A 20,419-nucleotide genomic window follows, 5' to 3' on the forward strand; every position below is an offset into this window, starting at 1 on the left:
CGCCCACCCCGTCGGCCACCCCGCCCAGCCTCGAAGAACAGGCCACCGAACTCATCAACCAGCGGCGGGCACAGGCCGGCTGCGGACCGCTGCGCATCGACCGGAGACTGCACAACGCGGCGCGGCGCCACTCCGCCGACATGGCGGCTCGTCAGTACTACGAGCACGACGCTCCGGACGGCACCGGCCCCGACGACCGGATCACCGCCGCCGGATTTCGCTGGAGCAGCTGGGGCGAGAACCTCGACCGGGGTCCGCGCACCGCCGCCGCGGCGGTCAACGACTGGATGGGCGACGCCATGCACCGCGACAACATGCTCGACTGCAAGTTCACCGCCGTCGGCATCGGCGTCGTCGAGGGCACGGGCGGGCCCTGGTGGACCCAGGACCTCGCCGCACCGCGCTGACCTTCGCCTGCCGGGGCGGGCGCCCGTGAGAGGCCGAACCCCCGGTGCCGGGCGCGCGTGTTGACGCGGCACGCCCGGCACCGGGGGCGGTGTGCGAGGTGCTACCTAGGGGAGACCCGCCAGCTCAGCGAGCCCGACAGCAGCTTGTGCAGTGCCGGGTCACGGACCGCGGCCGTACGGTCGGTGGCCTTGGCCGTGACCGTATGGCTGCGGCCGTCGGCAGGAACCCCGAGGGCCCGCACCACGACCGTGGACCTGCCGCGTGCGGCCTTGCGCTCCCGGCCGTCGACATACCACTTCACCTGCGCGGAGGCGGGCACGGTGACACGGAGACGAGCCTTACGGGCCACTGCGCGGTCGGTGGCCACCGGGCTGTTCAGCACGGTCGCATAGCGGTAGAAGCCCGCGATCATCGCCTCGCGGCCGGGGAGGTTGAACTCCCGGCCGAGCGTCCGCATGATCGAGTCCTCGGTGGGCCGGTTGAGCCCGTACTGGTAGTAGCCGCCGCCTTCGAACGCGCCGACCGCGCCGCCGTCCGGCGACTCCTGGCCCATCCAGCGGTACCACTTCTGCCGCTGAGCGGTCATCTGGTCGGCGGAGAGCGTGCTGATGTTGGCCTCGGTGGGTTCGGGGCCGGTGTAGGTGCCGGACTGGCCGTAGTCGTACTCGTCGGCGAGCTTGCCGAGCGAGTGACCGGTCTCGTGCACCGCGATCTGGTCGGACCGGTCGTTGTCGGAGGAGGCGGTGGCGATCCCGTCGTAACCGGCCTGCGAGGAGATGTCGTTGTAGCCCGCACCGCCGTACTTGGTGGAGTTGCCGAGCATCACGACGAGGTCGGCGGCCGGGGCCTTGGAGGCGTAGGACTCGACCTTGCCGGTGTCGACGCAGAGCAGCCGCTCGGTGCCCTCGCAGAAGAAGGCGGAGTCGAGGGCGGTGTCGCGGACCACGTCCTGCGTCGGATCCCCGGAGACACCGGACTCGTTGGAGACGGCGTCGACGGCCCAGACGTTGAACAGGCCGGCGTACGAGGCGTAGGGCTCGACGGCGGAGATCTTGGCCCACTTGGCGCGGACGTCAGCGTGGAAGTCCTCCTGCTGGGCCGCGGTGTAGCCGTCACCGACGAAGACCACGTCGAGCTTGCTGCCGACCGGGCCGTTCTGCACGACAGAGGTGACGTCACCGTCGGCGGCGATCGCGGCCTTGTCGGAGGGCGAGACCGGCTTCGAGGCCGGGACGGTGGTGTGCCGGGGGTGAGCGGTCGATCCGGTGAAGTACTCGACCTGCTGGGTGCGTTGTGCGTGCGGGGACGGGGCCGAGGCGGTGCCTTGGGCGGTGGCCGCGGCGGCTGTTGCCGCCAGTGTCACCACGACAAGGCCGGCCGACACGGCGGTGCGTATGGAGGTGCGTCTGGAGGTGTCTTTCGAGGTGTGTCCGGAGGTGCGTCTGCGCATGGGGGGTCCTCCCGAAGCCCGCCGCACGAGCGGCGGGTTGAACTGAATTCAGGCGCGCTCAACGTAGAGGCTGCGGAGGTTTGAGGCAACGGACGGGGCCCGAGTGGCGTAGAGGAAAGATGAGTTGAGGCCACGGCGACCCCCTGCACCAAGCCCCGCGGCCACCGGGGGCGGCCCGTCGCCAACCCGGCAGCCACCACCCGCACTTGGCGGTGCGCCACAGGCCGGCTTCCTGTGGCGCACCGGGGGGAGTGGCGGCGGTGGCCGGTTGCGGCGCTCCAGGCGGACGTCGTCACGCACCGGCCGGCGCCGTCCTCAGATATCGATGACCCACTTCAGATCTTGATAACCAACTTCCCTCGCACATGCCCCGCTTCGCTCAGCTCCTGGGCCTTGGCGGCGTCCGCGAGAGCGAAGGTCTCGACGACCGGTACGGCGAGCCTCCCCTCGACGGCGAGGCGGGCGTGCGCGGCCAGGATTGCCCGGACCTTCTCCGGGGGTGTACCGCCCGCCGAGAAGACCACGCCGTGATCCGCGGCGTGCATATCGGCGATAGTGATGATCCGGTCGGTCGTTCCGCCGAGCAGTGCGATCGAGACCGGCAGCGCGTCCTGGCCCGCCGCGTCGAAGACCGCGTCGACGCCCTGCGGCGCAGCCGCCCTGACCCGGTCGGCAAGGCCCGCTCCGTACGCCACCGGGACCGCGCCCAGCGAGCGCAGGAAGTCGTGGTTGGCCGGGGACGCCGTGCCGACCACCGAGGCGCCCAGCGCCACCGCGAGCTGTACCGCGATCTGGCCGACGGCGCCCGCCGCGCCGTGCAACAGCAGGGTCTCGCCCTCCCTCAGACCCAGCAGGTCGAGCACGCGCTGTGCCGTCTCACCGGCCACCGGGAGGGTCGCCGCGGCTTCGAAGGAGAGCGCCGCGGGCTTGCGTACGATGTCCGCGGCGAGGGCGTACTCCGCGTAGGCACCGGTGCTCGTCAAGCCGAAGACCTCGTCGCCGACGGCGAGGGCGTCCGCCGGGTCTCCGTCGGGGCCGTCGCCCTCCGCGTCACCGATCGCGTCGACCACTCCGGCGAACTCCAGCCCCGGCACGGCAGGAAAAGTCGTCGGGTAGAACTGCTCCACCCACCCGTAACGCTGCTTGTAATCCAGTGGATTGACGCCGACCGTCACCACCTTCACCCGCACTTGCCCCGGTCCGGGCACCGGCTTGTCGGTGTGCCCGAGTGCGAGCACCTCCGCGCCGCCGAATTCGTTGTAGATGATCGCTCGCATGTGGGTCTCCCCGTTCGATGGATGGAATGTCGGGTGTACGCAATGCCCGGACTGTCGTGCCGGCGGCACTGGATCGATGACTTCAGCCTCGTCCCCGGGAAGGGAGACGGCGCCGATCATCGGGACAGTCCGACCTGGTCGAAAGGCCAGCGCCTGCCCCGACGCCGCTGGTTACGCTGACGCACATGGAGTTGACCGGTTCCGTGCCCGCCCTGACCGCCGCATACGAGGTGATCCGCCAGCCACTGGGCGAGATCCTGCCCCGGCTCTCCGCCGTCCTGGCCGAGGTGGTGCCGCACCGGGCCGCCGCGGAACTGTCCACGCACTGCGCGCACTCACCGTTCAAGACGTACGGCGACGCGGAGCTCACCGGCCGGCTGTCCACCGCGGACCTGGCGCCGCTGCTCGCCTCGGGCACTCCGGGCCGCCCGTGGCAGGGCACCCTCACGCTCGCCGGCGCCGAGCGGTGTGTGCTGGCCGTGACGAGCCACGCCACTCTCCGGGGCGCGGTCCTGCTGCTGGTACGGGACGCGGACGCCACCCCCGTCGACGACCGCGCCGCCGCCCTCGTGCAGGCGCTCTGGGACCTGGTCACCAGCCACTTCGACCGGTTGGCGGCGGAGGCCGTGCCCGGTGCGCTGGCCCGCTCACGGACCGCCGCCGGGACCCGGGCCCAGGTGATCGCGGAGCTGGGCGAGGCCTACTCGGCCGGGCTCACCGGCCTGCTGGCCGTCCTGCGCAGCCGCACCCTCGACGATGCGGCGGCCCGCGCCACCGCCACGGACCTTGCGGTCACGGCCCTGGTGGAGCTGCGTGCGGAGGCGGAACGGGACCAGGAGATCGCCGAGGAACCGGCCGCCCAGGCCTTCGCCCGGCTCGCCGACGTGCTGCGGCCGCTCGTGCGGTACAGCCCCGTACGGCTGGAGTTGGGCGCTCCGGACTCCACACGGACCGTCGCTGCCGACGTGGCGCACACCGCGCGGGCCATCGTCCGTACGCTGCTGCTGAAGGTGCTGGAACAGGAGGCGGTGGGCCGCGTCCACGTCGGCTGGCAGATCACCGACGACGAACTGCGCGCGACGGTACGGGACGACGGACCCGGCACGCTCACCCACGGCGTCCTGGCGCACGGCGGGGTCACCGAACGGCTTGACGTGCTGAACGGGCGGCTGGACGTCGACGCCGTACCGGGGTGGGGGACCACCGTGTCGGCGACCATCCCGCTGCGGATCTCCCAGGACGCGGCCCCCGACCCCCTCATTGCGCTGGGCGAGCGGGAGCTACAGGTGCTGACCCGGCTGGCGCTGGGGCACCGCAACCGGGCGATCGCGCAGGAGCTGCACATCAGTGAGTCGACGGTGAAGTTCCATGTCGCAAAGATCCTCACCAAACTGGGCGTCGAGTCCCGGGGCGAGGCGGCGGCGCTCTTCCACACCGTGGCGTAGCCGGCTTCGTTGTCCGACCGTACGGCTGCCCGGCTCTGCCTGGCTGCCCGGCTCTGACTGACTGCTCGGCTGTCCGACTTCGCCTGACTGCCCGGCTGCCCCGGCGCAGATGACAGCGCGGTCCGCGGCGCCCACGGGGGCCGGACGCCGGACACCGATGCCGGGTCACGGCCGGTTCCCCCGCGCGCGGTGGCGGAAGGTGGCCGGGGTTTCGCCGGCTCGCTGCCGGAAGAACTTGGTGAAGACCGTGGCGTCCGGGAAGCCGAGCCGGTCGCCGATCGCGGTGGCGGTGAGACCGGTGTGCACCAGCAGGCGCTTGGCCTCCAGGAGGATCCGGTCGTCGAGATAGCGCTTGGCGCCGCACCCGGCGGCGGCCTGGGTCGCGCGGGTGAGGGTGCGGACGCTGTAGCCCAGCCGGCGGGCGTACTCCTCCACCCGGTGCGTACGGGCGAAGTCGCGCTCCACCGCCTGCTGGAAGCTCCGGAATGCCGCACTGCCGGCCTCGTCACCGCTCTGCGCGCCGCGCACATGCGCCAGCCGCAGGACGAGGACGGCGAGCAGATGGCGCACCACCTCGATATGCACCTCCAGGGGCAGGCCGACCAGCTGCCGGTACTCGCTCTCCAAGAGCTCCAGGACATGCCGTACGGCATCCGCCTCCGCACCCCGTGGGGTCAGCGGCAGCTGCCAATGGGGCTGGTCGACGTGGGCGGCGTCCACGGTCGCGGGGCTCAGGAAGCCCGGCAGGAAGAGCACGATGGTGCCCTCGGCCCGGGTGAGGTCGGAGCGGTACTGGCTGATCTGGCCGGGGCGCACCCACAGCCAGCTGCCCGGAGTCAGCTCGTGTTCGGTGAAGTCCACGGAGCAGCGCAGTGCGCCGGTGCGCACCGCGATCAGCTCGTGGAAGGCCAGGCGTTTGGTGGCGTACGGGTCGATGTCGTGCCCGCGGGCACGCGCGAGCAGATCGCCGAAGCCGAGGACCTCCGCGCCGGGAGGGGCTCCCGCGGTGGCCCTGAAGGGGACCTCGGTGACGTCAGCGGGTCCGTTTTTGTCCATAGCGTGTCCTCAGCGTACCGCTTCGAAGGGCTGGCTCGCGCCTAGCGTGAGAGGTGACGGGGCCGGTCAGGCCACGTGCGGGCGGACGCGACACCAATCCGTCGTGACGATGCGGTGACCGAAACATTCAGTGCCCCCGCATGCCCGCATGCCGCCCACGGCCAACCGCCAACCGCCAACCGCCTTCCACCGGCCTCCGTGCCGTCCGACGAACCGAAGGAGCTGACCACTGTGCGACTCATCGTGGGCATGACGGGAGCGACGGGAGCCGTGTTCGGCGTCCGGCTGCTGGAGACCCTGGCCGAGCTGCCGGATGTCGAGACCCACCTCGTCCTCTCCCGCTGGGCACGGACCACGATCGAGTTGGAGACCAGCCGCTCCGTCGCCGAGGTGAGTGCACTCGCCGATGTCACACACCACCCCGAGGACCAGGGCGCGACCCTCTCGTCGGGCTCCTTCCGGACGGACGGCATGGTGATCGCACCGTGCTCGATGAAGACCCTGGCGGGTATCCGGTCCGGTTACGCCGACGGGCTGTTGGGGCGGGCGGCGGACGTGGTGCTCAAGGAGCGCCGCCCGCTCGTGCTCGTCCCGCGGGAGACACCGCTGAGCGAGATCCATCTGGAGAACATGCTCGCTCTCGCGCGCAAGGGGGTGCAGATGGTGCCGCCCATGCCCGCCTTCTACCACCACCCGCGGTCGGTGGACGACCTCGTCGACCACCTCACGGCCCGCATCCTCGACCAGTTCGACCTGCCCGCACCCGCCGCCAAGCGATGGGACGGCATGCGCGCCGCCCGCCAGGTCAAGCCCGCCGCCTGACCCCGACCGTCGCCCCACCCGTCCTGCCCGTCCCCCCGCCCCCTGCCCCCATCCCACCCGTCGCACCGAGAGTTCACATGGCATACGACGACCTCCGCAGCTTCCTGGCGACCCTCGACAAGGAGGGCCAGCTGCTGCGTATCACCGAAGAGGTGATGCCCGAACCGGACATCGCCGCGGCCGCCAACGCGGTTCCAAGGCTGGGCGATGCGGCGCCGGCGCTGTACTTCGACCACGTGCACGGCTTCACCGACGCCCGCATCGCGATGAATGTGCACGGTTCCTGGGCCAACCACGCCCTCGCGCTGGGACTGCCGAAGGAGACCGGCACCAAGGAGCAGGTGGCGGAGTTCATCCGCCGCTGGGCGGAGTTCCCGGTCGCGCCCGAGTGGCGGGAGGACCCGCCGTGGGCCGTGAACACCATGGACGGCGACGAGGTCGACATCTTCGAGGTGCTCCCGCTGATCCGCCTCAACGACGGCGACGGCGGCTTCTACCTCGACAAGGCCGCGGTCGTCTCGAAGGACCCCGAGGACCCTGACCACAGCGGCAAGCAGAACGTCGGCATCTACCGCATCGAGGTCAAGGGCAAGCGCAGGCTCGCGCTGCAACCGGTGCCGATGCATGACATCGCCCAGCATCTGCGCAAGGCCGAGGAGTCCGGCGAGGACCTGCCGGTCGCCCTCACCCTCGGCAACGACCCGGTGATCTCCATCGTCGCCTCCACACCGATGAAGTACGACGAGAACGAGTACGAGCTGGCCGGAGCCCTGCGCGGCGCCCCGGCACCGCTCGCGAAGGCCCCGCTGACCGGCCTGCCGGTGCCGTGGGGATCGGAAGTGGTCATCGAGGGCGTCATCGAGGGGCGTCAGCGCGAAATCGAGGGCCCCTTCGGCGAGTTCACCGGCCACTACTCCGGCGGCCGCAAGATGCCCGTCCTCCGTATCGACAAGATCTCCTACCGCACCGACCCCGTCTTCGAGCACCTCTACCTCGGTATGCCGTGGACCGAGGTCGACTACCTGATAGCCGCCAACACCTGTGTGCCGCTGTACCAGCAGCTGAAGACGGACTTCCCCGAGGTCCAGGCGGTCAACGCCATGTACACCCACGGCCTGGTCGTCATCGTCTCGACGAAGAAGCGCTACGGAGGCTTCGCCAAGGCGGTCGGCATGCGGGTGCTGACCACCCCGCACGGCCTCGGCTACGCCGCCACCGTCATCGTCGTCGACGAGGACGTCGACCCCTTCAACCTGCCGCAGGTGATGTGGGCCCTGTCCACCAAGATGAACCCGGCCGGTGACCTCATCCAGGTCCCCCATATGCCCGTCCTCGAACTGGCCCCGCAGGCGCAGCCCCCCGGCATCGTCGACAAGCTCATCATCGACGCCACCACCCCGGTCGCCCCCGACGCCCGCGGCAACTACGGCAACCAGGTCCGCGACCTGCCCGAAACGGGCGCCTGGCTCACCAAGCTCCAGCAACTCGCCGCCCACCGCTGACGACGCACGCGCGTATCGGACCCGCGTATCGGACCCGCGTATCGGATCCGCGTATCGCGCTCGCGTACCGCACCCGCGGGTGCGATACACCACGTCCTTCCCCCACTTCACGAAGGGAACCCCGGCACACCATGACCGCCGATGCCACCACCTGCTGCCCGCGCTGCGCACACACCACCATCGAGGAGCTCTTCGCCTCACCCGTCCCGGGCGCCTGGCACGTATTGCAGTGCGCGCGGTGCCTCTATTGCTGGCGCACCAGCGAGCCCGACCGCCGCACCCGGCGCGACGCTTACCCGGAGAGCTTCCGGCTGACCCTCGACGCCATCGACAGCGCCCCGGAAGTGCCCGCCGTCCCGCCCCTGCGGCCCACCGGATGAAGAGCGGCCCCGCATGGGGGAGTTGCTGGAAGCCACGGAAAATCTTTGCCGGTGGCGGGATGTGAACGGTGGCGGGTGCCGCTGCGTATCTCTCCATATCCGTGCCCCGTGGGGCACCGGTCCACGATGTGAGGAGGGCACCATGACTGACCCTGGTATCCCGCAGCTCCAGGCCCTGCCGGACGGAGACGCCGAAGTTTCTCTGGTGGTTCGTTTGCAGTGGGAGGACGTTGCCGCGCTCGGTCAGGACGCCGCCCGGCTGGCTGCCCGTTGGAAGCGCCCCGTGACCCTTGATGAGGCCGCCAGCCAGCGGCTACGCATCCGCCCGCCGGCCACCCACGCCAAGACGGTGACACAGGACCGGGTGCAGCAGCCCGCCATGGCGTCCACCACCACGGTGTCGCCCCTGCCGTCCCGTTCTCCTCAGGAGCAGGCCCGTCAGGCGATAGAGAAGATCAACGGCAACGCCAGTCATGAGACGGCGTAGCGCGGCGACGGACTGAGGAGGACGACGAGGGACCGAGGAGGGGAACGAGGGACCGAGCGCGGCGACGGGCCGAGGAGGGCGACGAAGTGTCCTGGTGAGTCCTGGTCTCCTGGAGCAGGGGGTCCGGCAGTTCGGGACTGCCGAACCCCCTGCCCTTCCTTAGGCACCGCAGGCCTTGGGCACCCCAGGCACCGTTGACTAGCGACTGGGCCGACCGGGCGAAGCTCATCGGCCCAACGGCTCAATGCGGGCCCGTGGTGCGTGCTGCCCGCGCCCGCCGGTGGTTCCGTGACGAGCCGGGCGCGAACCGGCGCTGTCCCGCAGCACCGGGCCCGGCGCTGTCCGCAGGACGGGGCCGAGCACCGAGGAGGCAGGCCATCGTGAACCCCACCGCCGGCGCAGCACGAGAGGGGAAGCCGGCGCAGGTACGGGAGGCCCGGCCCGGCGGACCGGGCCGACGGCGTGGCCCGCCCGTCGGCGCCACCGAGGCGGCCCTCTCCTGAACGTCCCGAGCAGCAAAGGCACGTAGGCATGCACACCACGGTCACCCTGCTGGCGGACGCCCCGGCCCAACTGCTCCCGGCCAGGCAGCTGATGGCTTTCACCTTGGCGTCCCACATCATCCTGGTGCCGTTCGGCGTGGCGCTGCCGCTGATCACCCTGGTGATGCACTGTCGCGGCCTCCGTCACCACGACCCCGTGGCGCTGCTCCTCGCCCGACGCTGGTCGGCGGTCATGGCGGTGCAGTTCGCGGTCGGCGTCGTCACCGGCACCGTGCTGTCCTTCGAGTTCGGCCTGCTCTGGCCGGGACTGATGGGCACCTGGGGCGGCGTCTTCGGGATCGGATTCGGGGTCGAGGCATGGGCCTTCTTCCTCGAAGCGGTGCTCATCGCCATCTATCTCTACGGCTGGCGGAGGCTGAAGCCCGGCACCCACTTCCTGCTCGGCCTGCCGCTTCCGGCCGCCGCCCTGCTCGGTGCGTTCGGGATTCTGGCGGCCAACTCATGGATGAACACGCCCCAAGGATTCACGCTCGATGCCAAGGGCAAGCCCGTGGACGTCCACATCTGGTCGGCCATCTTCACCCCGATGTTCGGCCCCCAGTACTGGCACTTCGTCGTGGCGATGCTGGTCACCGCGGGGTACGCCGTTGCCGGGGTCTACGCCGTCGGCTGGCTGCGCGGCCGCCGCGACCGCTACCACCGGCTCGGCTTCACCGTTCCCTTCACCCTCGCCGCGGTGTTCACCCCGGTGCAGATGCTGCTCGGTGACTCCATCGCCCGGTCGGTCTTTCAGAAGCAACCGGTGAAGTTCGCCGCGACGGAGATGGTCTGGCGGACCGACACCCGCGTACCGGAGTATATTTTCGGCCGTCTGCACCCCGACGGCAGCATCTCCGGCGGCATCAAGATCCCCCAACTCGACTCCTATCTGGCCGGGTTCACTTCCGATACCAGGGTGACCGGGCTGACCTCCGTCCCGGCGAGCGACCGGCCGACCGTCGCCCAGGCCACCATCGCCCACTGGGCCTTCGACCTCATGGTCGTGCTCGGCTCACTGCTGCTCCTCCTCGCCCTCTGGTACGGCTGGTGCCGGCTGCGACGCCGTCGGCTGCCCCGTTCACCGTGGTTCTTCCGCGGCGCGGCGTGCGCGGGTGTCGCCTCCGTCGTCGCCGTCGAATGCGGGTGGGTCACCGCCGAGGTGGGACGCCAGCCCTGGATCGTCTACCGGCACATGCGGATCGCCGAGGCGGTGACGGCGACCCGGTCCACCAGTCTGTGGATCATGCTCGGCCTGGTGATCGTGGTGTATGTGTTCATCTTCGGCTCGCTGCTCGCCGTGCTGCTCAAGATGCGTACCGGCTGGCGGCTCGCCGACGCGCGACCGGCGGCGGGGGAGCGGCACGAGGGACCGGAGAGCGGCACGCCCTACGGGCCGCGCTCGCCGGTGCCGGCCGGCGACCCACGGCCGCCGGGCGAGACGGGATCGGCACCGGTTGAGGATGAGGGCGGCCGGCCATGATCGCCGCTGTGATCGCCGTGGCGCTGCTGCTCGCCGTGGCCGCCTACGCCTGTGCCGGCGGCACCGACTACGGAGCCGGATTCTGGGACCTGACCGCCGGGGGCGCGGAGCGCGGCAAGCGCCCCAGATGGCTGATCGACCATGCCATGGCCCCCGTATGGGAGGTCAACAACGTCTGGCTGGTCTTCATCTTCGTCATCATGTGGACCGGGTTCCCGATCCTCTTCCAGACCGTGTTCTCCGCGATGTGGGTGCCGCTGGCCCTGGCCGCCATCGGCCTGGTCCTGCGCGGCGCCGGCTTCGCACTGCGCAAGCCCATCCGCCGTATCGCGGGGCGCCGCCTCTACGGCGCCGCCTTCGCCCTCTCCTCGCTGCTCACCCCGTTCTTCCTCGGCGCGGCCGTCGGCGGAATCGCCTCGGGACGGGCGGTACCGGGCACGGAGGCGTCGGCTCATGCCTGGGCCAACCCGACCTCCATCCTCTTCGGGCTGATCGCCATCGTCTCGACGGCCTTCCTCGGCGCCGTGTTCCTGGCCGCCGACGCCGCCCGTTTTGAGGCACCCGACCTGGTCGGCTACTTCCGGCGGCGGGCACTGGGCAGTCTCGTCGCGCTCGCCGTACTGGCGGGCATCATGCTGACCGTCACCCGGAGCGACGCCCCCCACGTATGGCACGGCCTCACCCACGGCGTCGGCCTCGGCCTCGTCGTCCTGGCCGGAGTCTGCTCCCTCGCCACGGGGTTGCTCCTGCTGCGCCGGTCCGGAGCCTGGTCGCGGCTCACCGCCGTCGGCGTCGTCGCCGCGGCGGTCCTCGCCTGGGGGGCCGCCCAACGCCCCTACCTCATCCCCACCTCCCTGACCGTGGCCGAGGGCGCCGGCCCTGCCAGCAGCCTGCGGTGGGTCGGCCTGGTCACCCTCGTGGCCGCCGTGGTCGTCTGCCCGGCCGTGGCCTTCCTGTACTGGCTGGACACCCACGGCGAACTCGAACCACTCTCCGACGCCGACCTGCACCGGACCGAGCCGGGCCGCGATGACCCGCCCGGCCCGAGCCGTACCGACCGGAAGGACCCGGTCCATGGCGGCACGACCGACCCGGGCCATGACGGGCCGAGGGATCCTGACTGACGCGCAGCGCGTGCGGACCGAGCCGTCAATGCCGCATCAAGACGGCTCACTGAATGCGTGGAGGTGGACGCACCTTCGGCGGTAGGGTCCGGCCCGCACGCGAGCTTTCGTCAGGCTCGGCCGAGCGATTCGGCTGATCATGAGAGGAGCGTTCCGTGGAGGGATTCGATCCCAGGACGAGCTTCGGATACGAGGTGTCCCAGCGGTACGACGACGAGCCACGCGGCGATGAGGCCGAGACCGTCGCGTTCCTGGCCAATCTTGCCGGGCAGCAAAGCGCCCTGGAACTCGCCGTGGGCACCGGCCGCATCGCGCTCCCCCTGACGCAGGCGGGGGTACGGGTGGACGGGATCGAGCTGTCGACGGACATGGTCGGCCGGATGCGCGAGAAACCAGGTGGCGATCAAGTCGACGTGACCATGGGCGACATGTCCCGCGTCACCACCGGCCGCACCTACGGGCTGGCCTACCTGGTCTTCAACACGATCGGCAACCTGCTCACCCAGGAAGACCAGGTCCGATGCTTCCAGAACGCCGCCGGCCATCTCACCGACGACGGTGTGTTCGTCGTCGAATGCCGCGTCCCCACCGCGCCCGCACGCCCCGGTCATCAGTACCTCGACACCGAGCGGGTCGGCCTCGATCACGTCGACCTCGATGCCGGCCGGTACGACCCACTGACCCAGGTCCTCGACCTGAACCACATCCGCATCAGCAGCGGGGGCATCAGACTCTCTCCCATCAGGCTGCGCCTGGCCCACCCGCCCGAGTTCGACCTCATGGCCCGCATCGCCGGCCTCCGGTTGCGCGAACGGTGGGGCGGGTGGAACGGCGAGCCGTACACCGCCGCAAGTTGGCGCCACATCAGCGTCTACGAACGCGCGGACGGCACCGCGTAACAGAACACCCGGCGAGACCCACTACGGCCCGCCCACCCCCACCCGACGACCGTTGAGCAACGGCACACTCCTGAACCAACGACCGCTGATCCGACCCCAACGGCCCGGCTGTCAGCAGCGCTCGGAGACATGGCCCTCGGCACCGGCAGGGCGGACATCGCGATCGCGCAGGGAGAGGGAGAGGGTCTTGCCCCACGCGCGGCAGGCGGCGGTGAAGTCCTTCTTCCGGTATTCGATGACGAAGACCCTGCCGGCGTAGGCGTCGCCGAAGTCGGTGCACTCCTTGTAGCGGGCGCACTCCTCGACGACGGCGAAGTCGAAGCCGATGTGATGGCGCTGCGGCAGCAGGTCGGTGGTGTTCTTCTGCGCGACGGCCAGATGACGCTGGTGGGCGCGGCGGGTCAGGAGCTGGGCGAAGGCCGCGGCGTGCCGCGAGGTGAGCCTGCCGTCGGAACGCTCGTAGGAATCGAGGTTGTCGGGTTCGACCGCGTCGTAACCGGCCTTGGCGCAGCCGTCGATCCAGGGACCGACGATGTCCATGAGGGCTTGGCGTTTGGCGCCGGTGGAGATGTCGAGCAGGGGCTCGTCCCACTCCTCGTCGATGACGGGCTCTCCGTGCTCATCCCGCAGCAGGAGTTCGGGGTGGCGGTCCTCCCAGATATCGGCGTCGGGCTGCGCCTGGAAGGCGTTGACGTAGCAGACGTTGTAGAGACCGGGGGCGGGCTTGGCCGTGCGGTCGCGGGAGACGGCCCGGACCCCGGCGGGCGGTGGATAGGCGCCGCCGAGCTGGTAGTCGAACACGGCGTTCGCGGCCGGCGGCCGTACCGCGGTCGGGGCGGCCGTCCCGCCGGGCGGCGCCGGTGTCCCGGAGCCGGTGGATTGTCCGGGGCGGGCGGCGGAGCACGCCGTGCTGAGCGCCATGACCAGGACGAAGGCGCCGACGGCGAGGGGTCGTAAGGAGTGCACAGGCGGAGCCTATGTGCGGTCGGTGCCCGGAGATGCCGGTGGGGGCGCCCCCAGGAACGCTTCGCTCACACCAGACGGGCGCCGATGTCCTGGGCGCAGATGTGCAGCGCGGTCAGAGGGGTGAGCAGTTCGTCCTGGGAGGTGAGGACGACGGTCGCGCCCAGGGATACGGGCAGGGACTCGGCCAGGGGCCGGCGGCCGGAGGTCTCGCTGCCCGGCACGGCGACCGCGGGGGAGGCGTTGAGATGAGTGTGCCTCCCGGCCCGTAGGAGCCGGGAGGCACGGTCGCCGACGGCCGCAATGGTCTGCCTCGTGCCCGAGTGCGCGAGGCAACCCCCCGATGCGGCCGTTCGGCTTCGTCGTGGTCAGCTCAGCGCTTGACCACGAACGCCTGGCCCTTCTTCGCGTCGGCCGAGCAGGAGCTCTTCTCCGCCGCGGTCATCTTGCGCGTCTTGACGGTCACCGCATTGCTCTTGCCGTCGGTTCCGTTGGGCGCGGGGCCGGTGACCGTGTCCGGCACGAACCAGAAGTAGTGCCCCCACTTCTGGTTGTCGTAGTGCGTCTGCCAGGTCCCGGAGACGGACTGCATGACCTGCGCACGGGAGATCCAGCCCACCTCGCCGGGCTTGACCGTCATGTTCAGTGAGCTGTTCTCGGTGTGCGAGCTCGTCCAGGTGTGGCTGTACGTCGCCGTGACGCTCAGGTCGATGATTCCGGCGATGTTGCCGCCGGCTGTGACGGAGACGCCTGCGGAGTCCGTGGAGCCCACGGTGTCCGCCCAGCCCATCGACTGCGTGGCGTCCGACGTACTGCAGTTGTAGAGAGAGTTGGAGACCTGGCGGAAGTCCCCGAGATATGCCTCGCCGAGCTTCGGCTCGTTGAAGCTGCACTTCCCTTCACCGGAAGCGCAGTCGGCTATGAGCTGGTCCCGCGTGGGTTGGTCGTCCGCGGCGGCCGGCATGGCCATCGCCGCGACCAGGCCCAGTGACGCCGTGGACAGCGCCAGCAGCCGGCTTCCGTGGCGGATCGTTCTGCTTTTCGTCATCGTGCTGTTGCCTCTCGCCCAGCCTTGTGGAAGCGACGAATCCGTGTGGCATTCGTCGCTGTTGCGTTTGAGACTGGTGTGAAATCTGTGACAACTACACCAAGAATTAGTAAAGTTGTAGTTGATAGTGAAACAGACCCTTTACAAGGGCCCGAAACGGAGGCAGCATCAGGTCCCGCCGTAGCTCCGGAGAGCCGGTCGCCGGGCGTTATCCGGCGGCCCGCGCCCCGTTGAGGACGGTGTTCACGGCCCGCGCCGCGAAGTCTTTCTCAAGGGGAAGCCGGCGCAGCGCGACACGCACCCACGCGGCCCCGGCCAGCAGGTCCACCAGCAGCATGCGGTCGGTGTCGGCCGCGATCTCGCCGCGCGCGACGGCCCGGTCGAAAACGGGCTGCTCGCGGGCGATCCGGTCGGCGAGGAAGTCCTTCACATGTGCGGCGAGTTCCGGGCTGTGGGTGACGGCTCCCAGTACGGAGACGGCGATGTCGGAGGCCGGTCGCGTGGTGAGCAGGGTCACTATCGTGTGCAGCAGGGCCTCCAGGTCCCCTTCGAGGCTGCCGGTGTCGGGGGCCGTGAGCTCCAGTTGGCGCGCACCGATGAGCGCGGCGCCCAGGAGGGCTCCCTTGGAAGGCCACCAGCGGTAGATCGTGGTCTTGTTGACGCCGGACCGCTGGGCGACTCCCTCGATGGTCAGCCCCTCGTAACCCTTTTCCGCGAGCAGATCCAGCGTGGCGTCGAAGATTTCCTGTGCCTTCCGGGGGCGGCCGCTCTGCCGCCGTGCCCCGTTCCGCTTCTCACTCATGGGGCGAGATTAGCATCAAAAACAACGCAACGTTGCGTTGCATTTGATGTAGCGTGCCGGGCATGGAGTCCAATGAAGCCGGTCTGCCCATCGTTTTCGTGCACGGCACGCGTGTGAGCGGTGCGATGTGGCGCCCCGTGATCCACACCATCGGAGAGCGCCATCCGATGGCGGCGCCCGACCTGCCCGGCCACGGAGGCCGAAGAGGTGAGCCGTTCAGCATCCCCGGCGCCGTGGCGGCGGTGACCGCCGCCGTGGACGAACTCGGCGGCCGCGCGCTGCTCGTGGGGCTGTCCCTGGGCGGCTATGTCGCCCTTGCCACCGCCGGCGCCCATCCGGACCGCGTCCTCGGCGCGGTGGCCATGGGCTGTACGGCGCTCCCGCGCGGGCTGTTCGGTGCCGTCTACCGGGGAGCGGCGCGGCTCGCGGCCGGACATCCCCGACAGGCCGACCGGCTCAGCGCGTTCGCGTTCCGCCGCGCCCTGCCCCGCCCCCAGGCACACGCCATGGTCTCCGGCGGACTGAGCAGCGAGGTCACACCGAGCGCCGTCAAGGCCGTCCGTGAGATGGATCCGCTGGCGTCGCTCTCCGCGTATCCAGGGCCGGTCTGGCTGGTGAACGGCGAGCGCGACCACTTCCGCCGCAACGAACGCCTCTTCCTCCACGCCTGCCGCGACGGACGCCTCATCATCCGACCGGGCTGCGGACACATCACCAGCCTCACCGATACGCCGGACCTCACCCGGCACGTTCTCGATGCCGCCGCCGTCGTCACGGCCGGGATGCGCGGCGCGTCGGCGCCCGAGGCCGCGCAGTGAGCGCCCGCGTATGGAGCGTGGAGGAATCCCTGGAAATCTCCCTCCCCCCACATGCCGTCTACGCGGCCCTCGCGGACATCCGGCGGATGAAGGACTGGAGCCCCGAGGTCATCGGGGTGTGGCCCCGCGGAGACCGCTTCGTGGGAGTCAACCGGAAGGCCTGCTGGATCTGGTTCGCCACCTGCCGGATCGTCATCGCCGACCCCGGCCGGGAGTTCGCCTTCGACAACATCACGTTCGGCCTGCCGGTCGCGCGCTGGGGCTATCGCTTGACCCCGACGGAGCACGGCACCCTGGTCACCGAATACTGGATCGACCTCCGCCGCCGCGGATGGCGTCGCTGGATCGCCGAACTGCTGGGACTGGTCTTCACCGGAACCCCGGCCGCCCGCCGCGCCGCACGCAATCGCCTCGGCATGCGGGTGACCCTTCGCCGCCTGCGCGCCACGTGCGGCACGGCCGCCTGAAGCGTCGCGGGGCGGGTGGTCCGCGCCAAGCCTCGGGCTTTCATCAGGCTGAGGGCTGTCCCGTAACAGCTGATCTCGATGGCATGATCTTGTCGTTCCTGGTCTGATCATGGCGTCGGAGCCATCGCGGATAGCCCCGTTCACCGGGCTGACCCGCGGCAGTTCGGCAAGCTGGTCACTGCGATTCGGAGCGCAGGTACGAGCCCGGTACGCAAGGGCCGACCGTGGAGCCTGACCTTGGAGGGCCGGATCCTGCTGGCAGCGGCCTACCGGTGTAGTCCTGGAAGATCCTTCGCGACTGCCGCCTGAAAGGAGACGGCGTTCACACCGCCATGCTCGGCATCGCCCGGCTGCACAACCTCGCCCTCGCGGGATGACTCCCGCCCCATGTGCTCAGTCGATACAGAACTCGTTGCCCTCGATGTCCAGCATCGGGATGCACGCATCATTGCCGTCATACAGCGTTTGCAGGTGTACTGCGCCGAGCGGGACCAGTCGTGCGCATTCGGCCTCAAGTACGGCGAGGCGTTCTTTACCCACGAGTCCGGTGCCGACCCGCACATCAAGATGCACCCGGTTCTTGACGGCCTTCCCTTCGGGGACGCGCTGGAAGTACAGTCGCGGGCCCACACCTGAGGGGTCTATGCAGGCGAACCATGAATCGCGCTCCTCAGGTGGCTGCGCACGCTGGAAATCATCCCAAGTGGCAAACCCCTGTGGTGGCGGCGGTACGACGTACCCCAACACCTCGCACCAGAAACGAGCGAGACGCTCAGGTTCTGCGCAGTCAAAGGTGACTTGGAACTTCTTGATCGCTGACATCGGTGCACCGTACCAAGGGGACTTGAGACTCTGCCGCTCATTTCCCCAGCGGGATCCGCCCGCAACCTCGCCGGGCCCTGGGCCGCCTGGGACACCAGGTGATCAAACCGGACGGTGAACTTGTCCAGGGCCCTGGACGTCGATTGGGGAAAGCACCCCCCAGGTGCGAAAGCGTCTCGGGCTGCTTGCCGTTCGGGGGACGGCTACGTCTGCTGCCCGGGCGGCGGTCCGCTGACCGCCGGGTCCAGATAGGCGGGACCGGGCAGGCCTTTGCGGCGCATGGCGATGCCGGTCAGCGCCTCGAAGATGGCTCGGCGGGCGTTCATGGTGGTGGTGTAGCCGGGATCGAGGTGGGGTGCGACCTCGACGATGTCCATGCCCACGACGGGCGTCTCGTGACAGATCCGGCGGATGGCCGGCAGCAGTTCACGGTTGGTCAGGCCGGGGGGTTCGGGTGTGCCGGTGCCGGGCGCGAAGGCCGGGTCCAGTACGTCGATGTCCAACGACACGAAGAGATATTCCGCCCCGTCCAGCGCCTCGTCGATGGCCTGTTGGAGCACCGCATCGAATCCGCGTCGGTCGATCTCGGCCATGAAGTGCGCCCGCAGTCCGTGAGCGCGCATCCAGGCGAAGAGCTCTTCGTCGGGCGCGATCGCGCTGCGCAGGCCGATCTGGATGAAGTTGCGTCCGGGGACATGTTCGTCCTCGATCAACCGGCGGATCGGTGTGGCGTGCGAGGTGGGATGGCCGAACAGGTCGGAGGAGCAGTCCGGATGGGCGTCGAAGTGGATCACGCCGACCTTGCCCGCCCCGTACACGTCGGCCACGGCCGCGGCGTCCGGCCACAGGATCGAGTGGTCTCCGCCGAGGACGATCGGGATCGCGCCGGTTCCGGCGATCTCGCGGACCAGGGCGCGGATCGGTTCCATGGAGTTGTCGATGCTGAAAGGGTCCACGGCGGCGTCGCCGTAGTCGACCACCGTCAGCTCCTCGAACGGTTTGATGCGGGTGCTGGGATTGACCAGCATCTGCGGAGTGTGGGGCAGAATCCGCTCATCGGCCCTGATCGCACGTGGCCCGTAGGCAGCCCCCCGGTGCCCGGTCGACATGTCCACCGGCGCCCCGACCACTGCTACATCGACGTGGCCGGCACGCAGGTCGTCCGGGTTGAGGCAGAGCGGCAGCCCGAAGAGCGTGGCGATCCCGGCGTAGGCCGGTACGAACGCATACCGCTGCAAGTTGATGGGCCCGGGCTCGCGCCTCGGGTCGGACGTGCGGTCGACTTCCCATTTCCAGGCATCCGGCGGCACACCTTCCATGAGCGGCTCCTTTCGATCCCGTCCGGACAGCCCCCTGGTACGGATGGCGTCGGGCCGGCCACCCAGCCGTCACTCAACCCGACCTGCGGTGATTCGCCGCGCACCTCGGCGGGACAGACCGCAACAGTCAGTCGTTCGGACTGGTGATCAGGAGGCGTCGAGGCCGGGGCGGCCGCTCGCGACATCCCGATCGACAGCAAGGCATACCACCACAAAGCGCCCATCTCCTCGGATCCGCCGGCCGCCCGGAAGAGACGTTCCCCGCGCAAAGCACAAGATCCGCCCCCTCTTCCGCTTCCGGTTGACCGCGAGGTACTCCTGTTGGTGGCGCGCGCTGACCACTCATTCACCTGCCCACCCGGACCAGGAGGGACGGACCTGTCATGACCGAGAAACTGTTACCCGCGGGGGTACCGGAGGAGGCCGACGGAGGCTGGTACGTCGACGCGCGCTGTACCAACTGTGATGTCGCCCGACAGCTCGCTCCCGAGGTGATCCGCGAGACCAACGGCCGCGCGGAAGTGTTCCGGCAGCCGCAGAACGACGCGGAGGAACGGCAGTTGTATGCCGCCGCCTTCGCCTGCCACACCCGGTCGATCCGGCACCCCGCCCAGCGCCTCACCCCCGACCTCGACCCCTTCCCCCTCGCGCTGGACGACACCGTCCAGCTCTGCGGCCACAACTCCCGCCACACGGCGGGTGCGAACTCCTATCTGCTGCGCCGGCCCGCCGGACACCTGATGATGATCGATACGCCCCGGTGGAGCAGCGGTCTGGCCGACCGCTACGAGGCGCTGGGCCCGGTCACCGACGTCCTGCTCACCCACCGGGACCACGCGGCGCACGGCCGCCGCTACGCCGACCGGTTCGGGGCCCGGCTGTGGATCCACGAGGGCGATCTCGACGCCGCTCCGGACGCGGACCGCATCATGCGGGGCACCGACCCGGTCGAGATCGGCGACGGCGTCACCGCGTATCCGCTCCCCGGCCATACGCGCGGCAGCGTGCTCTACCTCGCCGATACGCGCTACTGCTTCAGCGGCGACAGTTTCTACTGGTCGCGCACCACAGGCGACCTGGAGGTGGCCGCCTCCGTCACCTGGTACTCGATCGTGGAACTGGCCGCCTCCCTGGCACGCACCGCCCCTGAGCTGCGCTTCGAGTGGGTGCTGCCCGGCCATGGCGACCGCAAGCGGCTCCCCGCGGGGGAGATGACGCGCCGCCTCGGACAGCTGACGGCGCGTACCCGCGAGCTCCGGCCGCGGCCCGTCGACTTCACCGCCCTGCGGTGGTGACGGCGCACCCGCT

At 70.0% G+C, this 20,419-nt stretch carries 21 protein-coding genes and 2 pseudogenes; 14 read left to right on the forward strand and 9 right to left on the reverse strand.

Annotated features, from left to right (window positions below):
* A partial coding sequence (locus M8I34_RS33950; RefSeq protein ID WP_250056253.1) for a CAP domain-containing protein occupies positions 1 to 407 on the forward strand: 407 nt, incomplete at its 5' end.
* A 101-nt stretch (positions 408 to 508) separates the two neighbouring features.
* On the opposite strand, the gene M8I34_RS33955 is transcribed toward M8I34_RS33950, so the two are convergent.
* Positions 509 to 1,858 carry a M64 family metallopeptidase gene (locus M8I34_RS33955; RefSeq protein WP_250056256.1) on the reverse strand — a complete coding sequence of 450 codons (1,350 nt, stop codon included), beginning with the start codon at positions 1,856 to 1,858 and terminating at the stop codon, positions 509 to 511.
* Between the two features lie 335 nt (positions 1,859 to 2,193).
* The gene (locus M8I34_RS33960) at positions 2,194 to 3,135 is read right to left on the reverse strand and encodes an NADP-dependent oxidoreductase (protein ID WP_250056258.1); all 942 of its coding nucleotides are present in this window, start codon (positions 3,133 to 3,135) and stop codon (positions 2,194 to 2,196) included.
* Between the two features lie 185 nt (positions 3,136 to 3,320).
* Between M8I34_RS33960 and M8I34_RS33965 the strand changes: the two genes are divergently transcribed.
* Positions 3,321 to 4,580 (forward strand): LuxR C-terminal-related transcriptional regulator, encoded by a 1,260-nt coding sequence (locus tag M8I34_RS33965; protein WP_250056260.1) that lies wholly within the window; start codon positions 3,321 to 3,323, stop codon positions 4,578 to 4,580.
* A gap of 165 nt (positions 4,581 to 4,745) precedes the next feature.
* Here M8I34_RS33965 and M8I34_RS33970 read toward each other — a convergent pair whose 3' ends face one another.
* A complete protein-coding gene (locus M8I34_RS33970; protein ID WP_250056262.1) occupies positions 4,746 to 5,636 on the reverse strand; it encodes a helix-turn-helix transcriptional regulator in 891 nt (296 codons plus the stop codon).
* Between the two features lie 231 nt (positions 5,637 to 5,867).
* On the opposite strand from M8I34_RS33970, the gene M8I34_RS33975 reads away from it, so the two are divergent.
* The 7 genes from M8I34_RS33975 (at position 5,868) to M8I34_RS34005 (ending at position 12,872) form a co-directional block, all read left to right on the forward strand.
* A complete protein-coding gene (locus M8I34_RS33975) occupies positions 5,868 to 6,458 on the forward strand; it encodes a non-oxidative hydroxyarylic acid decarboxylases subunit B (protein WP_308372739.1) in 591 nt (196 codons plus the stop codon).
* A gap of 77 nt (positions 6,459 to 6,535) precedes the next feature.
* Positions 6,536 to 7,960 (forward strand): non-oxidative hydroxyarylic acid decarboxylases subunit C, encoded by a 1,425-nt coding sequence (locus tag M8I34_RS33980; protein WP_250056264.1) that lies wholly within the window; start codon positions 6,536 to 6,538, stop codon positions 7,958 to 7,960.
* Between the two features lie 131 nt (positions 7,961 to 8,091).
* Positions 8,092 to 8,340 carry a non-oxidative hydroxyarylic acid decarboxylases subunit D gene (locus M8I34_RS33985; RefSeq protein WP_250056266.1) on the forward strand — a complete coding sequence of 83 codons (249 nt, stop codon included), beginning with the start codon at positions 8,092 to 8,094 and terminating at the stop codon, positions 8,338 to 8,340.
* A 142-nt stretch (positions 8,341 to 8,482) separates the two neighbouring features.
* Positions 8,483 to 8,827: a hypothetical protein gene (locus M8I34_RS33990; RefSeq protein WP_244416843.1), complete on the forward strand. Its 345-nt coding sequence runs from the start codon at positions 8,483 to 8,485 to the stop codon at positions 8,825 to 8,827.
* A 531-nt stretch (positions 8,828 to 9,358) separates the two neighbouring features.
* On the forward strand, positions 9,359 to 10,849 hold the full coding sequence (locus M8I34_RS33995; protein ID WP_250056268.1) for a cytochrome ubiquinol oxidase subunit I: 1,491 nt from the start codon (positions 9,359 to 9,361) through the stop codon (positions 10,847 to 10,849).
* The gene (locus M8I34_RS34000) at positions 10,846 to 11,973 is read left to right on the forward strand and encodes a cytochrome d ubiquinol oxidase subunit II (protein ID WP_250056270.1); all 1,128 of its coding nucleotides are present in this window, start codon (positions 10,846 to 10,848) and stop codon (positions 11,971 to 11,973) included. Before M8I34_RS33995 ends, M8I34_RS34000 begins: the two co-directional genes overlap by 4 nt.
* Positions 11,974 to 12,128: 155 nt before the next feature.
* Entirely contained in the window at positions 12,129 to 12,872 is a 744-nt protein-coding gene (locus M8I34_RS34005) for a class I SAM-dependent methyltransferase (RefSeq protein ID WP_250056272.1), read from the forward strand.
* 111 nt (positions 12,873 to 12,983) lie between these two features.
* Here M8I34_RS34005 and M8I34_RS34010 read toward each other — a convergent pair whose 3' ends face one another.
* The 4 genes from M8I34_RS34010 to M8I34_RS34025 form a co-directional block, all read right to left on the reverse strand.
* Positions 12,984 to 13,793: an endo alpha-1,4 polygalactosaminidase gene (locus M8I34_RS34010; RefSeq protein ID WP_284051126.1), complete on the reverse strand. Its 810-nt coding sequence runs from the start codon at positions 13,791 to 13,793 to the stop codon at positions 12,984 to 12,986.
* Positions 13,794 to 13,903: 110 nt separating this feature from the next.
* A complete protein-coding gene (locus M8I34_RS34015; protein WP_250056276.1) occupies positions 13,904 to 14,059 on the reverse strand; it encodes a hypothetical protein in 156 nt (51 codons plus the stop codon).
* Positions 14,060 to 14,208: 149 nt separating this feature from the next.
* On the reverse strand, positions 14,209 to 14,883 hold the full coding sequence (locus tag M8I34_RS34020) for a hypothetical protein (RefSeq protein ID WP_250056278.1): 675 nt from the start codon (positions 14,881 to 14,883) through the stop codon (positions 14,209 to 14,211).
* A 208-nt stretch (positions 14,884 to 15,091) separates the two neighbouring features.
* Complete coding sequence (locus M8I34_RS34025) at positions 15,092 to 15,685, reverse strand: TetR/AcrR family transcriptional regulator (RefSeq protein ID WP_250056280.1); 594 nt, start codon at positions 15,683 to 15,685, stop codon at positions 15,092 to 15,094.
* Between the two features lie 62 nt (positions 15,686 to 15,747).
* On the opposite strand from M8I34_RS34025, the gene M8I34_RS34030 reads away from it, so the two are divergent.
* The 4 genes and pseudogenes from M8I34_RS34030 to M8I34_RS34045 all read left to right on the forward strand — a co-directional run.
* Positions 15,748 to 16,503 carry an alpha/beta fold hydrolase gene (locus tag M8I34_RS34030; protein WP_250056282.1) on the forward strand — a complete coding sequence of 252 codons (756 nt, stop codon included), beginning with the start codon at positions 15,748 to 15,750 and terminating at the stop codon, positions 16,501 to 16,503.
* Positions 16,500 to 16,970 (forward strand): SRPBCC family protein, encoded by a 471-nt coding sequence (locus M8I34_RS34035; protein WP_250056284.1) that lies wholly within the window; start codon positions 16,500 to 16,502, stop codon positions 16,968 to 16,970. The genes M8I34_RS34030 and M8I34_RS34035 overlap by 4 nt, the downstream gene beginning before the upstream one ends.
* A 109-nt stretch (positions 16,971 to 17,079) precedes the next feature.
* Positions 17,080 to 17,240, forward strand: a pseudogene (locus M8I34_RS34040) (IS5/IS1182 family transposase); the annotation flags it as partial.
* An 8-nt stretch (positions 17,241 to 17,248) separates the two neighbouring features.
* Positions 17,249 to 17,347: pseudogene (locus M8I34_RS34045) on the forward strand (IS5/IS1182 family transposase); the annotation flags it as partial.
* A 16-nt stretch (positions 17,348 to 17,363) separates the two neighbouring features.
* Here M8I34_RS34045 and M8I34_RS34050 read toward each other — a convergent pair.
* Together M8I34_RS34050 and M8I34_RS34055 are read right to left on the reverse strand one after the other, a co-directional pair.
* On the reverse strand, positions 17,364 to 17,792 hold the full coding sequence (locus M8I34_RS34050; RefSeq protein ID WP_250056286.1) for a VOC family protein: 429 nt from the start codon (positions 17,790 to 17,792) through the stop codon (positions 17,364 to 17,366).
* A gap of 203 nt (positions 17,793 to 17,995) precedes the next feature.
* Complete coding sequence (locus M8I34_RS34055) at positions 17,996 to 19,111, reverse strand: agmatinase family protein (protein ID WP_250056288.1); 1,116 nt, start codon at positions 19,109 to 19,111, stop codon at positions 17,996 to 17,998.
* Between the two features lie 383 nt (positions 19,112 to 19,494).
* Between M8I34_RS34055 and M8I34_RS34060 the strand changes: the two genes are divergently transcribed.
* Entirely contained in the window at positions 19,495 to 20,406 is a 912-nt protein-coding gene (locus tag M8I34_RS34060) for an MBL fold metallo-hydrolase (protein WP_250056290.1), read from the forward strand.
* Positions 20,407 to 20,419 lie beyond the last annotated feature (13 nt).

Origin of the sequence: Streptomyces sp. MCA2 (genome assembly GCF_023544705.1) — a bacterium.
GTDB lineage: Bacteria > Actinomycetota > Actinomycetes > Streptomycetales > Streptomycetaceae > Streptomyces > Streptomyces decoyicus.

Bases quoted from the DNA above. Each gene is read 5' to 3' on its own strand.
- M8I34_RS33955 (WP_250056256.1), bottom strand. From the start codon at position 1,858: ATGCGCAGACGCACCTCCGGACACACCTCGAAAGACACCTCCAGACGC.
- M8I34_RS33960 (WP_250056258.1), bottom strand. From the start codon at position 3,135: ATGCGAGCGATCATCTACAACGAATTCGGCGGCGCGGAGGTGCTCGCA.
- M8I34_RS33965 (WP_250056260.1), top strand. From the start codon at position 3,321: ATGGAGTTGACCGGTTCCGTGCCCGCCCTGACCGCCGCATACGAGGTG.
- M8I34_RS33970 (WP_250056262.1), bottom strand. From the start codon at position 5,636: ATGGACAAAAACGGACCCGCTGACGTCACCGAGGTCCCCTTCAGGGCC.
- M8I34_RS33980 (WP_250056264.1), top strand. From the start codon at position 6,536: ATGGCATACGACGACCTCCGCAGCTTCCTGGCGACCCTCGACAAGGAG.
- M8I34_RS33985 (WP_250056266.1), top strand. From the start codon at position 8,092: ATGACCGCCGATGCCACCACCTGCTGCCCGCGCTGCGCACACACCACC.
- M8I34_RS33990 (WP_244416843.1), top strand. From the start codon at position 8,483: ATGACTGACCCTGGTATCCCGCAGCTCCAGGCCCTGCCGGACGGAGAC.
- M8I34_RS33995 (WP_250056268.1), top strand. From the start codon at position 9,359: ATGCACACCACGGTCACCCTGCTGGCGGACGCCCCGGCCCAACTGCTC.
- M8I34_RS34000 (WP_250056270.1), top strand. From the start codon at position 10,846: ATGATCGCCGCTGTGATCGCCGTGGCGCTGCTGCTCGCCGTGGCCGCC.
- M8I34_RS34010 (WP_284051126.1), bottom strand. From the start codon at position 13,793: ATGGCGCTCAGCACGGCGTGCTCCGCCGCCCGCCCCGGACAATCCACC.
- M8I34_RS34020 (WP_250056278.1), bottom strand. From the start codon at position 14,883: ATGACGAAAAGCAGAACGATCCGCCACGGAAGCCGGCTGCTGGCGCTG.
- M8I34_RS34025 (WP_250056280.1), bottom strand. From the start codon at position 15,685: ATGAGTGAGAAGCGGAACGGGGCACGGCGGCAGAGCGGCCGCCCCCGG.
- M8I34_RS34030 (WP_250056282.1), top strand. From the start codon at position 15,748: ATGGAGTCCAATGAAGCCGGTCTGCCCATCGTTTTCGTGCACGGCACG.
- M8I34_RS34050 (WP_250056286.1), bottom strand. From the start codon at position 17,792: ATGTCAGCGATCAAGAAGTTCCAAGTCACCTTTGACTGCGCAGAACCT.
- M8I34_RS34055 (WP_250056288.1), bottom strand. From the start codon at position 19,111: ATGGAAGGTGTGCCGCCGGATGCCTGGAAATGGGAAGTCGACCGCACG.
- M8I34_RS34060 (WP_250056290.1), top strand. From the start codon at position 19,495: ATGACCGAGAAACTGTTACCCGCGGGGGTACCGGAGGAGGCCGACGGA.